General features: G+C 67.1%; 14 protein-coding genes. 5 read left to right on the forward strand and 9 right to left on the reverse strand.

What is annotated here, in order from left to right:
• Positions 1–106 precede the first annotated feature (106 nt).
• Both OG555_RS24910 and OG555_RS24915 read right to left on the reverse strand, forming a co-directional pair.
• A complete protein-coding gene (locus OG555_RS24910; RefSeq protein ID WP_329474957.1) occupies positions 107–265 on the reverse strand; it encodes a hypothetical protein in 159 nt (52 codons plus the stop codon).
• The gene (locus tag OG555_RS24915) at positions 262–588 is read right to left on the reverse strand and encodes a hypothetical protein (protein WP_329474958.1); all 327 of its coding nucleotides are present in this window, start codon (positions 586–588) and stop codon (positions 262–264) included. The genes OG555_RS24910 and OG555_RS24915 overlap by 4 nt, the downstream gene beginning before the upstream one ends.
• Positions 589–698: 110 nt before the next feature.
• Between OG555_RS24915 and OG555_RS24920 the strand changes: the two genes are divergently transcribed.
• The 3 genes from OG555_RS24920 (at position 699) to OG555_RS24930 (ending at position 4563) form a co-directional block, all read left to right on the forward strand.
• Positions 699–2471 (forward strand): sigma-54-dependent Fis family transcriptional regulator, encoded by a 1773-nt coding sequence (locus OG555_RS24920; protein WP_329474959.1) that lies wholly within the window; start codon positions 699–701, stop codon positions 2469–2471.
• A 562-nt stretch (positions 2472–3033) separates the two neighbouring features.
• Complete coding sequence (locus tag OG555_RS24925) at positions 3034–3876, forward strand: hypothetical protein (protein ID WP_329474960.1); 843 nt, start codon at positions 3034–3036, stop codon at positions 3874–3876.
• 147 nt (positions 3877–4023) lie between these two features.
• Positions 4024–4563, forward strand: coding sequence for an RNA polymerase sigma factor (locus OG555_RS24930; protein ID WP_329474961.1), 540 nt, complete (start codon positions 4024–4026; stop codon positions 4561–4563).
• 474 nt (positions 4564–5037) lie between these two features.
• Here the strand turns inward: OG555_RS24930 and OG555_RS24935 are convergent, their stop codons facing one another.
• Together OG555_RS24935 and OG555_RS24940 are read right to left on the reverse strand one after the other, a co-directional pair.
• The gene (locus OG555_RS24935; RefSeq protein WP_329474962.1) at positions 5038–5232 is read right to left on the reverse strand and encodes a hypothetical protein; all 195 of its coding nucleotides are present in this window, start codon (positions 5230–5232) and stop codon (positions 5038–5040) included.
• A 768-nt stretch (positions 5233–6000) separates the two neighbouring features.
• Positions 6001–6975 carry a helix-turn-helix domain-containing protein gene (locus OG555_RS24940; protein ID WP_329474963.1) on the reverse strand — a complete coding sequence of 325 codons (975 nt, stop codon included), beginning with the start codon at positions 6973–6975 and terminating at the stop codon, positions 6001–6003.
• Positions 6976–7502: 527 nt separating this feature from the next.
• Between OG555_RS24940 and OG555_RS24945 the strand changes: the two genes are divergently transcribed.
• On the forward strand, positions 7503–8345 hold the full coding sequence (locus tag OG555_RS24945; RefSeq protein WP_329474964.1) for an alpha/beta fold hydrolase: 843 nt from the start codon (positions 7503–7505) through the stop codon (positions 8343–8345).
• A gap of 18 nt (positions 8346–8363) precedes the next feature.
• Positions 8364–8522, forward strand: coding sequence for a hypothetical protein (locus OG555_RS24950; RefSeq protein ID WP_329474965.1), 159 nt, complete (start codon positions 8364–8366; stop codon positions 8520–8522).
• 520 nt (positions 8523–9042) lie between these two features.
• Here OG555_RS24950 and OG555_RS24955 read toward each other — a convergent pair.
• The 5 genes from OG555_RS24955 to OG555_RS24975 all read right to left on the reverse strand — a co-directional run bounded on the left by OG555_RS24955 (position 9043) and on the right by OG555_RS24975 (position 13262).
• Entirely contained in the window at positions 9043–9648 is a 606-nt protein-coding gene (locus OG555_RS24955) for a hypothetical protein (protein ID WP_329474966.1), read from the reverse strand.
• A 390-nt stretch (positions 9649–10038) separates the two neighbouring features.
• Positions 10039–10536, reverse strand: a complete 498-nt coding sequence (locus OG555_RS24960; protein ID WP_329474967.1) for a rhodanese-like domain-containing protein — start codon at positions 10534–10536, stop codon at positions 10039–10041.
• 272 nt (positions 10537–10808) lie between these two features.
• Positions 10809–10979, reverse strand: a complete 171-nt coding sequence (locus OG555_RS24965) for a hypothetical protein (RefSeq protein ID WP_329474968.1) — start codon at positions 10977–10979, stop codon at positions 10809–10811.
• 46 nt (positions 10980–11025) lie between these two features.
• Positions 11026–11847 (reverse strand): sulfite exporter TauE/SafE family protein, encoded by an 822-nt coding sequence (locus tag OG555_RS24970; RefSeq protein ID WP_329474969.1) that lies wholly within the window; start codon positions 11845–11847, stop codon positions 11026–11028.
• A complete protein-coding gene (locus OG555_RS24975) occupies positions 11844–13262 on the reverse strand; it encodes an MBL fold metallo-hydrolase (protein ID WP_329474970.1) in 1419 nt (472 codons plus the stop codon). Before OG555_RS24975 ends, OG555_RS24970 begins: the two co-directional genes overlap by 4 nt.
• Between the last annotated feature and the right edge of the window lie 18 nt (positions 13263–13280).

Here is a 13280-nt window from a genome sequence, read left to right on the forward strand (position 1 = left end):
TGCGCGTCGTGGTCGTGGTTGGCTTGGCGCGCAGGTCTCACAGGGCTTAGACGGTTTCGGCGGCGAGGTGATCGAGGACTCGCGCGGTGGAGTAGAGGATGGCGCATCACGCCGCCTCGCTCAGGACGGACTCGACGATCCAGGAGCCGGTCTCGCGGTCGAAGACCTGCATTCGGATGGCGGGCTCGGCCGGGTGCGTTTCCGCACAGTAACTGCAGGTCCCGTCCAGGCGGTAGTAGCCGTGCTCGTGGGTGTGGTCGTTCACCAGATTCCGTTCGCCCAACGAGAGGCCACGGTCGTGACTGCGTGGTCGGCGGTGCACTGGACCTCGACACAATGCTCGCTGCCGTGGCCGCCGCTGATGACGGCCGGCTCCCTGAGCGCGCCGACCCCAGTGCGGAGCTCCTCGCCTCGGACGTCACCCCCGATCTCTGCGCGACCGCTGAATTGGTCGCGCGCCTCGGTCGAGTGCGAGGCAGGCCCGGCAGCCATGATGTGGGCGGCGCTGTTCAGGATCCCGCGGCTCGGCGCCAACCCGTAACCGGCCACGGTGGACAGCGAGGTCGCGGGAGTGAGATCGACGGTCATCGTTGCCCTCTCTGTCGGCCGGCAGCTGCCGAGATCGCGTCTTCATGGGAGTAAAGTGGCCATGCAGTGTGTTCCGCGTCTCACCTTGAGAGGCGGTGAGGTTCTCGGTGATGACCGACGACTGGGGCGCGACGCTGCTCCGGGCCAGGGAGCGGCTACTGACCGGTGGGCGGATCGAGGAGATCGAGGGGCCGAGCGCGGAGATCCTCGCCTCGTGGCGTCGCTCGTGCGACGACGGCGTCGACGCCAACGAGCTCACCACCTCGTACGTCGAGAACGTCAACCTCGCCTCACGTCTGGCCAGGGCGGCAAGCTCCGTCGTCGACGGGGTCGCCCAGGACGTGGCCGGCAGCCCCGTCTCGGCGATCCTGGCCGACAGTCGCGGGCGGGTGCTGCTCCGCCGTTCTGGGGACGGTGACTTCGAGCGCCGGCTCGACTCGGTCCTGCTTGCGCCAGGGTTCAGCTACGCCGAGCACCATGTCGGGACCAACGGCATCGGCAGCGCCCTCGAGGATCGGGGAGCGTATGCGGTTCGCGGACACGAGCACTTCTCCGAGCCACTGCAGGACTTCGCCTGTTTCGGCGCCCCGGTCCGTGACCCGTTCAGCCACCGATTCGTCGGCGTGCTGGATATCACCACCTGGGCCGCGTGCGCCAACCCGGCCCTCGCGGCGCTGGTGCGACAGGCGGTGGCCGTGGTCGAGGCGCGGCTGGTCGCACTCCGCGGACAGGGCGAGCGGATGCTGCTGGACGAGTACCTCGGTGCCTCACGGCGGTCCGGATCCGCCGTCCTCGCGATCAGCGACAGCGTCTGGATGTCGACGCCGGAGGTGGCGCGGGTGATCGGCGCGGTCGAGCACGGTGACACGTGGACCATGGTGCGGGACGCCCTCGGGCGGTCGGACGCCGCGGAGACACCGCTGACCATGTCCGACGGAAGGGAGACGATGCTTCGGCTCCGCGCTGTGCGCCGCGGCAACGAGCTTGTAGGCGCGCTGGCCTTCCCATCCGGTACGACGCCCCGGCCGCCCGCCCGAAGGCGACCGGTGGCAGGCATGCTCCCCCGATTCGCCGCCAGCACTCCGGCGGTGCTGGATGCGGCCCGGACAGTGAGCCGGCATTGCGCGCAACGCGATCCGCTCGCGGTGATCGGCGAGCCCGGAGTCGGCAAGGCCGCCTTGGTGGAGGCGGCGCTGCAACTGCATGCCGCGGGCAAGATGGTCGTCGTTCGTGACGCGGTCCGGAATGCTGGCCCGGACGATCTCGACCGGTTGATCACCGACGTCGGCGCAGCGCTCCGCGCGGGGTCGCCGGTCATGGTCAAGCACGGCGAGCGCCTGACGGCCAACGCGCTCGACCGGCTGTGCGGTGAGGTGCGAGCGGTCACCGACGCCGGCTGGCTGGCGCTGACCGTCTGTGTCGCTGAGGGCGACCCGATCACGCCCGAACTGGGCACCACTGGCGTTCCGACCGTGCTAGTACCGCCGCTGCGGGAGCGGATCGAGGATCTCCCGGCGATCGTCGCGGTGCTGCTCGCCCGGCAGCCCGGAACGCGTTCCGTGGCGGTCACCGAGCAGCTGATGAGCAGGCTCCAGCACGAACGCTGGCCGGGGAACGTGGCCGAGATCAACGACCTGCTAGCGGAGATGCTGCGTGCCACCGATCTCCACAAGCTCGACATTTCCGACTTGCCGGCTCGCTTCGGTCGCGGGCTGCGCCGCCGGCTTACCCCGATGGAATGGCTCGAGCGCGGGGCCATCGTGCGGTCGCTGCGCGCCGGCGAGGGTCGCAAGGACGTGGCGGCCACGTCGCTCGGGATCTCGCGGGCGTCGATCTACCGTAAGATCAGGCTCTTCGAGATCACCCCGGACGAATACATCTGATCCGGGCGGTACTCGTGCTGGAGCCGCCTGTCCTACCGGCTGGCCGACGGAAATGCGCACCTAGTCACCTACCATGGCCGGGACCTGCCGGCGGGCGTCGGCCAGCTGTGACCGCAGTGGAGCAGGACACGAGGGTGACGGCAGGTACCAATGACACCGAGAAGGCGGCTCGGCGTCGCCTGCGTCCACCGCTAACAGCGACCTTTTCTTTGCGGTCGTGGCCTAAGCGCCGGAGACGGTAACAGGTAGAGGGAAGACAGCGCGTCTCCCTTCCAGGACAAGCTGTCTTCCCGCTTGATATCAGCTACATCGGCTGGAAGGTCCAGGCGGCGTTACGCCGCTCGGTGATGGTCCCTGTGGCAAGGGGGGCGCGGTCCCCAACGCTGCTGTTATGAACCCTGGGACCTGGAGTCAACGGAACATGACCCAAGGTAAATCCGCAAGGGTGTGACCCGTATCTCATGTTGAGACGCAAGTCCGTCGTCGCTGCGCTTTCATCGCTCTAACGCCCACCTCCGGAGCCGTTCCACCCCCGGCAGGCTCCCGACCCTGGAGGCAGTCCATGAGCAGGCAGAGTCTCACCAATGCGCATGCCAAGATGACCGAACTGTGGTGGGAGCCGACCTTCGTCACCGCGGCGGCCCGGTTCGGCACCGACTACACGTTCGAGACGGTGCGGAAGAAGGATCCGCTGAAGCAAATCATGCGGTCGTGCTTCCCGATGGAGGAGGAGAAGGGCAACCAGGTGCACGGCGCCATGGACGGCGCGATCCAGGGCAACATGTTCCGGCAGGTCCGGCAGCGCTGGCTGGAGTGGCAGAAGCTGTTCCTCAGCATCATTCCGTTCCCGGAGATCTCCGCGGCTGACCTTTGCGTGAGGTTGTCGAGTGGTGCCCGTGGTGTCGCTGTCGATCAGCATTGTGAGGATCTGTGCCGATCGCTGCGCGCTGCTTCCTGGGTCGGCTGGGCTCATGCCGAGGGCGTCGGCTCGGCCGTTGCCGGGGCTGATGATCGTGACGCCCTGGCGAGCCAAACCGACCGACCGCGATGCCACCGCGACCAGGACACCGGAGCATGCGAGCTCGAGGCGATCTCACATCGGATGCCGGACCTTACCTGCTCGGACGATGGAACAGGACGATATAGGCCACCTGTCGAGATGTCTCTGGAGGTCGCGGGGGAGCGATGCTGTGTTAGCAGTCAGGCCGACTTGAGCGTGACGGTGCCTAGCTCCTTCAGCTTCTGTGCGATGAATGACGCATCTTCGCGGAAGGAGGCGACGAGTCCGCGCCTGACACGTTGCCGCTTGGGTGCTGGCTGGATGGAGTCCCGAATGGACGATGGCGTCCATATTGCTGTTTCACCGGTCGACACAGGTGTGTCGGACCGGTGGTCACTGCGTTGAGTTGATCGGCGGAGATCCATGAAGAGCAAGTGTTCCGAGTCCTTGTCGCAGGTGCGGGTCGTCTCTCCAGAGGTGGCCCGGGAGAACCGTGCCTGGGTTCGCGACTTGAGCAGCGGTGGAGATCGGCGTGAGCTTGCGAGCCGACGCTTGTACGAGTTTCTCCAGCGGGCAGCGAGGGCAGAGGCCGGGCGGCGGGCGGCTAGGCTGCGACTCGTCGGCCCGGAGCTGGACGACATCGCACACCAGGCCGCCGCGGACGCCCTGCTGGCGATCTGCGGCAAAGTCGAGACGTTCCGCGGTGATTGCAAGTTCACCACCTGGGCGTACAAGTTCGTGATCTTCGACGTGGCCGCCAAGGTCCGCCGGCACTTCTGGCAGCGGGCTGATGTTGCGTTCGACGACGAGGACTGGCAGCGCCTTCCCGCACGAGTGGGGATCGAGCCGGAGTCGCATGCCGAAAGCCGGGATCTGATGGATGCCGTGCATCGCGCCGTGGACGAGAAGCTGACGGCAAAGCAACGGATGGTCTTTATCGCAATGGTGCTGAAGGGGATGCCCACCGATGTCCTCGCTGATCAGCTCGGCGCGACACACAACGCGATCTACAAGATGATGTTCGACGCCCGCCGTAAGCTGCGGACCGCGTTGGTCGACGCCGGCTACTTGCCGGAGCAGCAGATCGCATGAGCAACGTCTCGACGGCACTGGATCGATTTCTGCGGACCGACCCGATCGATGGGGGACCTCAGGTTGGCCGAGCAGCAGACCGGGGCAGAACGAAAGATCTGCCGGCGAGGAGGTTCAGATGGCAGTCATCAACCGCGGGTTCGAAGGCAGAAGCGGATCCGATGATCACAGACTCCCACCTGGCCGGCAGCTCACCGACGACTTCCCGGTGTTGTCAGCGAGCGTGACTCCACTGATCCCCAAGGACAAAGTTGACGGTCACGTCGGAGACCGGTGTGCAGCGACGCTGGAGCTGGCACGACCTGCTGGCTCTTCCATCCGAGTCGGTCTTGGCCGACATCCTGCTTCCCAACCTCCTTCACCTCAGCCAGAAACAGCTCAGCCACCACGGACACCCGAGTCTGAGGCTCAATCTCCGCAGGCACGCTCAACGTCGCCCGAGTCCCCAGCACAATCCTGAGATTGTTCTTCGCCTCAGTAGCGGTCTTCCCCCCAAGATGCCACCCGCCGAGTTCGACCATTGAGGGCCCGATACTTGGCCTTTGGCCTCGAACTGTCCGGGCGCCCATTGCCGTCCCAATGCACGGCCCAGAAGAACAGCAGCGGTGCACCGTCCTCGATCCACACCCCGACCGGCCGGCCGGCCAGCATCCACGCGACCAGCAGCACGCGGGATCCCAACGAGATGGTCCCGCCCAGGGACACGGTCCGCTCGACCTCGACGATGCCGGTCTCGGGACGTTTCCGCGACCCCAACGACCCCGAGCAGCGAGCACGGAGCAGCCAGGCACGCGGCGGTCGGCTAGGTTCGGCGACGTGACACGTGAGCACGTGCAGGCTCCTACGGATCAGAAGTCCGGCGCCTGGTGCACCTGGTCGGCCGACCAGGCGTGAGCCGAGCCCGGGTGGTCGAGATGCATGGCATGACTCGTGGCACGAAACGACGGATACGCATGGGGAATCTCGCGCTCGCTGGGGGAGGCCGCGTTGCTAGAAGCGCTGGTGGAGAGCAGATGCGACGCTGTAGTTCTTCCTCGTAATGAGAAGGTCGCCGGTTCGATTCGGACGGGCGGCCCCAACGTCGCCCGAATGCGGGCAGGACTCGGCACGCGGGGCGAGACTGCGTGGGGTGGCGCGAAGCGCTTGCCGAGGGCAACACTGGCGGGGTGGCCGGTCGGACTGGAGCTGGCCCGGCCTGTCGAGCAGCTGCCCGGCCGTTATACCTGGCGGCTCCCTACGATTTGAAGTGGGACGGGTTCCTTCACTGAACATGTCAACCAGCCGGCGTCGCCGACGCCGAGATGCAGGCCGGCCACAACCGGCACCCGCTGCGGCTCGTGCGGAACGAGCAGAGGCTGCCGGCTCGAGTTGATCGGGACCGCGCGTGTACCGCTGTTGCATGGTGCTTCAGCGGACGATCCTCACGGACGTCGCTGTTTACTCGCTCGCTCGGGCAGGTTGCGCGTTCGTCGCCGTCTCGCGCCACTCACGTGGTGAGAGTCCGTACTCGGCGCGGAAGAGGCGCCCGAAGCTGGATGCATCGCGAAATCCCCAGCGTCGGGCCACGGCGGCGATGGTGACGTGCTGAGACAGGCCACGACCGAGCTCGTCTCGGCACGCCTCCAGGCGGCGGCTGCGGATCCACGCGCCGAGGGAGATGCCGCCGGCGGCGAGGACGTTGTACAGGTGTCGAACAGAGATGTGGTGTGCGGCCGCGATTTGAGCGGCGCTGAGGGTCGGATCGCCCAGGTGCGCACGCACGTACTCCAAGATCCGCATCTGCAACGTGGCCCGCAGTGATTCCCTGGCCGCCGTTGAGGTGACGTCAAGGTGCGTGCTGATCACTGCCCGGATGAGTTCCATAGAGGGCTGGCTTACCGCGTTGGCGCCGGCGTCCGCGAACGCTCTCGGCCGGCCCGCGAGGCGCCGGAAGTAGACCGCGGCCAAGTCTGCGACCGGATGTCCAGGACTCAGTCGCGTTGCCGTTACCTGCCGCACGACATCCCACGGCAGGGCCAGCTTCTCCAACGGCATGCGGAACTGGTGCTGTCGGTAACCCTCGGAGTCGACCAGTGCGTACTGAGATGTCGAGCTGTACACCACCAGGTCGCCCGGGCGCACAACAGCTTCGCGGCCCTCTTGAACGACGAGGCTCGACCCGCTGACCTGCAGACCAAGCATCAGGCTGGGTGCCAGATCATCGCGCGCCAGGCGCGGGCTCCGCTCGACTTTGGTGACGTTGGATCGGATGGAGGAGATCCGCAACGCACCAATGTCGGCGAGCATGCCTCGCACCACAGGGCCCGTTACGGGGAAGTCGAGCTCGACCGGAATGATCCTGGCGGCCACCGCGTGCATGGACTCGGCCCGCACGCCGGCCGCAATCGTCCTCGAGTCGACGATCTGGATCACGGGCCTAGTCCTTCGTAGTTCCCCCTGCTCCCCGAGCGCAGGCTGAGCGTGCCGCGAGCAAGGCGCGACATGCGCTGTCGGCACCGGCTCGCATAGATCATGCTACGCGCTCTCGGAGATCGGTCACCGGGAGCGCAGACCGCGCCGAGGCCGACCCTAGGTCGACCTACCGATGCTGCTGTCTAGCGATGGCCGCTACCTCAGCGGGGTGGCAGTTGGTCGAGCTCTTGCCGCTGCCGGTCGGTCATCTCGTACGGCGCGAAGGCGGCGGTGGACCACTCGTGCACGGCTATCTGCACGTTGTGCAGGCTAACGCGCGCAACGGCGCCGGCGGCTGCGTCGCGCCCTAGCGTCTATTCCGACACCACGAACGGTGTCCTCGGCGGGCGGTCGGCAAGCCATCATCTGGACGCGCGCCGAGCAGGTCAACGCCGCGCTGCTGAAGCTCCTCTGCTAGTTCGGCACCGCCGCTGACCCCAACTCGGAGAGCCCGCCGAGCAGATAACCACACCCGCAAAGGACAAGCCATGCGTACACCGAAGAAGTCACTCCCCGCGGCCGTCGCGGTCCTCACCACTAGCGTGCTCGCGCTGGGCATCGGCACCGCGACCAGCAGCAGCGCGCAAACCCTGCAGAACGACAAGCCGCTCAAACCGACGATCGTGCTCGTGCACGGCGCGTGGGCTGACGGCTCGAGCTGGTCTGCCGTCACATCAAAGCTGCAGAGCGCCGGATACACCGTCGATGTCGAGGCAAACCCGCTGCGCGGCCTCGCCTCCGACGCGCAGTACCTGCATGACCTGCTGGCCACCATCCCTGGCCCAGTCGTGCTCGTCGGGCACTCCTACGGCGGCATGGTGACCACCAGCGCTGCCACCGGCAACCCCAACGTCAAGGCCCTCGTCTACGTCGACGCCTTCATCCCCGACCAAGGCGACAGCGTAGGCGCGCTCGCCGCCGCACAGCCCGGCTCGGACCTGGACCCGAACAGCTCGATCAACGCGGTGCCGATCCACGACGCCAGCGGAAACGTCATCAACGCCGATGTGTACATCAAGCCAGATCAGTTCGCGGGCCTGTTCGCCGGTGGCATCCCGGCCAAGCAGGCCGCCGTCCTGGCCGCCACCCAGCGGCCACTGACCTCCAGCACGCTCGGTGAGACCCTCGCCGGTGTTCCGGCGTGGAAGACCATCCCGTCCTGGGACCTCATCGGTACGGCGGACAAGGTGCTGCCACCGGCGGAGCAGGAAGTCATGGCACATCGCGCCGGCGCGCACATCACCGAGGTCGACGCGCCGCACCTGTCGATGATCTCCGACCCGGACGCGGTGACCGGCGTGATCGTCGACGCCGCCCGTGCCACCAGCTGACCGACCAACCGCCAAGAAATGCACAGGTGGACCACCGTTGTCACATGCAGCGTCAATGCGGTCGACAACGGCCCCGACGGCCTGCTGGACCTCTTCTTGCGAGTCACCGAGGCCAGCAGGCAGAACGGTGTCGAGTACCTCAAGCGGTACGCGGCCCACACCGAGGGTTTTCATTGAGCCAAAGGCGGCCAGACTGTCAGTTGAAGTCATGATGCAATCGCAGGGCGTGCGGCCTCAGAACAGCGCAAGGAAGTGCTCACCAGACCCTTGAGTGGCGGCAGCTCAGTCATGAGGGCGCTCAGGCTGAGTCGATGGTCATCCTTTCCGAGGCGCCGAAGCCGGGTGGGTACGCGGGCGTCACCTGCGGGCCCTTTGACGACGAGCCGACGAGCAGTCAGCCGGCGAGGCGTGGTGCCGGTCGTGGTGCGAAATCATCAGTACCGAGGAGGAAATCCGGGTGTGATGCGGGAATGGCCGTACGTAAAACTGCTGGTAGAGGCTGAATCACACGGTGTCGGTCCTTCTCGTAGTGAGAAGGTTGTCGGTTCGATTTCGACAGTGGCTGTCCTCGAAGCGCCTGGGAGTGACAGCTTGCCGCGCTCGCGCGAGCCTGCACCCCATCTTCGTCGCCAAGTCCCCGGTTCTGAAGCTACGTAGCGCACGCGGGCGTGGCCTGTCATCGGTGCCAGCCCGCGCGTCACGCGCCTTGGGAGCAGGCAGCCGCACGCCGGAGCACGACCGCGACGAGGGGCCCGGCGACGATCAGCGTCAGCCAGACGATGGAGACCACGATGATCTCGAAGAGATCTCCGCGATCGATTCCGCGCGCTGCCGAGACGGCGACGAGCGCGGCGAGCACGGCCGCGAAGCTCCCAACGAAGAGCCAGCGGATCGTGCGCTCGATCTTGCTCCCCTGCATGAAGACCGGAGCGACACAAGCGAGGGCGAGGCTCATCAGAAAGTATCCGAGCTCCTCGAGAGCGATGAAGACGCCGTTCGGGTTGTATTGCGTGAGGATCGCCCAGCCGTCGAGCTGGCCCTTCTCGAGACTCGGTTGCATCACCGTGACTTGGATGAAGTAGTCGATCAGAAGCACCGCGGCAGCGATAGTCGCGAGGCACACCCCGAGCAAGCTGAAGATCTTCCGCCTCGGAGCGGCGTACTCGTGAACCGACGCGAGCAACGCGACGAAGAGGAGCATCACCAGCATGGCCGGGTACATCCACAGGTAGTCTCCCGGCCATTGCTCGGCGATGACGTCGCTCGCGAACGGATAGGGGACGTCGTTCGGAAGAGCCGTCAACGCCAAGGCGAAGGCGACGACCGTAACGCCGGCCGTGCCAAACGCGATCGAGGACCCGAAACGCAAGGCGGCGCGAGAGCTCGTGCTGTCAGACGTCGACGGACTGGCTGGCGTCTCCTCACGGCCGGGCATCGTGACCCATGCTTGCATGGGCCGTGGAGTTCTCGTTGTCAGCCACGGTGGTTCCTCCCTCGAGAAGTTGCCTCGATCGTGCCAGCTCGTGCCCCGCGGAGTCGATGACGACCTCCGGGCAGGTGATCGGGCCGAGGACACCGCCGACGACGAGGGCGCATCCGGCGGGTCTCTCGGCCTGATGATTGCTATCAATGAGGGCGCTCCGCGCAGCTGTGTGATCGCTTGGCCGCCTGGCAGCCAAGCGATCACACGGGTTCAGGCCCGGTCAGCGGCCAAGGTGTCGATCACGGCTTTGATGTCCGCTTTCGGGCCTGTGTTGTAGGGGAGTTTGGACAGCAGCATGCCCAATGCGCAGGTGTTGGTGACCGCGGCGAAGGCGAGCCCGGCACCGAGGGCGGTGCCGACCAGGTGCGCGCCGGGAACCACAAGACCGGCCAGTCCGCTGACCAGCACGGTGGTCCCGGCCGCCAGGCGCACTTGCCGTTCGAGGTCCCAGCGGGGCTTGCCGTGCATCACCGGGCATTGCGCGGCTTCCCAGGCGAGCATGCCGCCGGCGAGTACGCGTAGGTTCGGCAGGCCCGCTTGGGCGAGGGCCTGCTGGGCCTGGCCGGCCCGGTTGCCGGAGCGGCAGATCAGCACGACCTGTTCGTCGAGGTGCTGCCGCAACTCCGTGCGGTGCTCGCGCAGGGTGTCGAGCGGGACGTTGTACGAACCCGGGATGTGCGCGGTATGGAACTCGCCCGGGGTCCGCACGTCCAGCAGCCGCGGGGCGCCCTCGCCGCGCAGTAGCTCGCGCAGGACGGCGGGAGTCAGCTTTTCGGTCTGTCTCGATGACGGTTCGGTGGTGGAAATGACTGCCGCGCATGAAGAGTTGGGATTGAGGAGTTGGGCATGACGTCAGCGCTGGGCGCCGGCCTCCGGTGAGCGGGAGCCAGGCGCCATACCCGTCGAGCAGGTCGGACACGTGATCCCGGCGGGTGTGCCGGCGCAGGCTGGCGACGGTGGACACACCGCAGCCCGCCGGCTCAGGCGCGGCCGATCAGCTTGTCGAACCAGCCGGTTCGGCCGGCCGGCTCGTCGGCGTGGCCGGAGCATCGACGGGAGGTGGGGACGCCTGCCATGACCTGCTTGACGTGTTGGCCGCACCCGGCCCAGGTCGTCTTGCCGCACGTTTTGCAGGTGACTGTTCTGCACATGGTGGTTCTCCTTCGGATCGTCGGGTGTGCTGGACAGGGATGGGGGTCAGATGAGTGCGGGCACGGCCTGCCAGGCGGTGTAGCCGGCGACTAGCACGAGCAGCACCGTGAACGCTGTCTGGAGTTTGGTGGTGTCGAGGCGCGCCGTCAGTCGGGCGCCGGTCCAGCCGCCCAGGACTGCCACTGCGGTGAGCACCGCAACCAGGCTCCAGTCCGGTTGGGTGCCGGTGCCGGCTCGGACCGCCAGCGCCGACGCTGAGGTGATGGTGATGACGACTAGCGAGGTTCCGGCGGCATACTCCATCGGCAGCTTGAGCGCGAGCATCAGAGCAGGCACCACCAGGAAGCCGCCGCCGACTCCGAGGAAGCCTGTGAGCACGCCGACGGCGGTGGCAGTGACGAGCACCTTGAGTGCTTGTGGGCATTGGCAGGCGAACCTGGGCGAGAAGGTGATGATCGGGTTGTCGACATGGGCTGGCCGGCGTTCTGCTGGCAGGCCATGACGAGTGCGGATCTGGCGGACGACCAGCACTGCGGCGATCACGAGGAGCAACGCGGCGAAGGCGGCCAGAAGTACGGGCTCTGGGACCAGGCTGGAGGCTTTCGCGCCGGCTGCGGCGCCGCCGATGGCAGCCACGCCGAACGTCAGGCCCCTTGCGAGTAGGGCGGTGCCGGAGCGGTAGGCGGTGACGGCTGCGACCATGGCGGTGAGGCCGACGATGACGAGCGACCCCGTTGTCGCCTGTGCCGGGGACTGCCCGAGGACGTAGACGAGGACCGGGACGGCGAGGACGGACCCGCCGCCGCCGAGCGCGCCCAGGCTGAGCCCGATGAGCGCGCCCGCTGCAGCTGCGATCGCCAGTGTCACGCTTCCGTGCCCGCCAGTGGCAGACCTGCGGGCTTGGCGTTGTCGAAGGAGTCGTCGATCGCGACCAGGGAGTGCCCGAAGGCGTCGAGCAGCGAGGCGGCGACCGATGCGCGGTAGCCGGCGGTGCAGTGCACCCAGACCTCGCCGCCGGGGATCTCGGACAGCCGCCCGGGCAGCTCGTGGATCGGGATGTTGAGCGCCCCTTCGATCCGGGAGTCCGCGAATTCGTCGTTCCGGCGCACGTCCAGCACGGTGAGGTCTCGATGGTGGCGGACCTGAGCAAGGTCAGCGAAGGTCGCGATCGGGAACGCCGCGACGCGGCGTCCGGTGCCGGCAACCCAGTCCTCGGGCTTGCCGGTGGCGTGCGCTGCTGGCCGGTCGATGCCGATCCGGACCAGCTCACGCTGGGCCTCGGCCACGTCCTCGGCCGACTCGCCGAGCAGGATGAGGGGGGTGCCCCACTCGATCAGCCAGCCCAGGTAGGTGGCGAAGGCGCCGTCGAGCCCGAAGTTCAGCGAGCCGGGCACGTGCCCGGCTGCGAACAGGGTGCGGGTGCGCAGGTCCACGACCCATTCCCCGGCATCGATCCGTCGCCGCAGCTGGGCGGGGTCTGCCTTGGTCGGCGTCGAGAGGTCTGGCTCGGCCGGGCCGGCGGTGTTGGCCGGTGCCATGTGTGCGTAGTAGGCGGGGTAGGCGCTGAGGCCGGCGAGGAGCTCGCGGACGTAGGTCTCCTCGTCTTGGATGAGTACCGGATTGGTCTGCCTCTCCTGTCCGATCGTCGACGACGATGCCTCGGACTGGGTCGCGGAGCAGAACGATCCGAAGCCATGGGTCGGGAACACCTCGGCTGTGTCGGGCAACAGTGCGGCGAGCTTGTGGGCCGAGGCGTGCTGTGCACGGACCAGGTCGTCGGTGTGGTCCGGACCGAGCAGGTCGGGGCGACCTGTGGCGCCGTACAGCAAGGATCCGCCGGAGAAGACGGCCAGTTGCGCGTTGCTGGCCGCGTCGGTGAGTGTGTACGACAGGTGGGTGAAGGTGTGTCCCGGTGTGGCGATCGCGGTGACTCGCATCCGTGCACCGATCTCGACGACCTCACCGTCCCGGATCGGCGTGCGCTCGAAGGACACCTTGTCCCTGGCGTTGACCAGGTACGCCGCACCGGTTCGCCGAGCCAATGCCAGCCCCCCGGTGACGTAGTCGTTGTGGATGTGGGACTCGAACACGTGGGTCAGCCGCAGGCGGTGCCGTTCGAGCAACGCGATCACCCGGTCGATGTCACGCTGGGGGTCCACCACGAAGGCCTGTTCGCCGTCGTGCACCAGATAGCTGCGGTCGCCCAGTGTCGGTGTCTCGAGGGAGATCACCGTGATGCCGGCAGAGTTGGCCGGATGTGTCCGGTCGATGGCTTCAGTCATGTCTGTTCCAAGGGTTGT

The sequence above is a fragment of the Kribbella sp. NBC_01484 genome (assembly GCF_036227145.1).
In the GTDB taxonomy this organism is placed as follows: Bacteria; Actinomycetota; Actinomycetes; order Propionibacteriales; family Kribbellaceae; genus Kribbella.

Bases quoted from the DNA above. Each gene is read 5' to 3' on its own strand.
- OG555_RS24920 (WP_329474959.1), top strand. From the start codon at position 699: ATGACCGACGACTGGGGCGCGACGCTGCTCCGGGCCAGGGAGCGGCTA.
- OG555_RS24915 (WP_329474958.1), bottom strand. From the start codon at position 588: ATGACCGTCGATCTCACTCCCGCGACCTCGCTGTCCACCGTGGCCGGT.
- OG555_RS24945 (WP_329474964.1), top strand. From the start codon at position 7,503: ATGCGTACACCGAAGAAGTCACTCCCCGCGGCCGTCGCGGTCCTCACC.
- OG555_RS24950 (WP_329474965.1), top strand. From the start codon at position 8,364: ATGCACAGGTGGACCACCGTTGTCACATGCAGCGTCAATGCGGTCGAC.
- OG555_RS24975 (WP_329474970.1), bottom strand. From the start codon at position 13,262: ATGACTGAAGCCATCGACCGGACACATCCGGCCAACTCTGCCGGCATC.
- OG555_RS24965 (WP_329474968.1), bottom strand. From the start codon at position 10,979: ATGTGCAGAACAGTCACCTGCAAAACGTGCGGCAAGACGACCTGGGCC.
- OG555_RS24925 (WP_329474960.1), top strand. From the start codon at position 3,034: ATGAGCAGGCAGAGTCTCACCAATGCGCATGCCAAGATGACCGAACTG.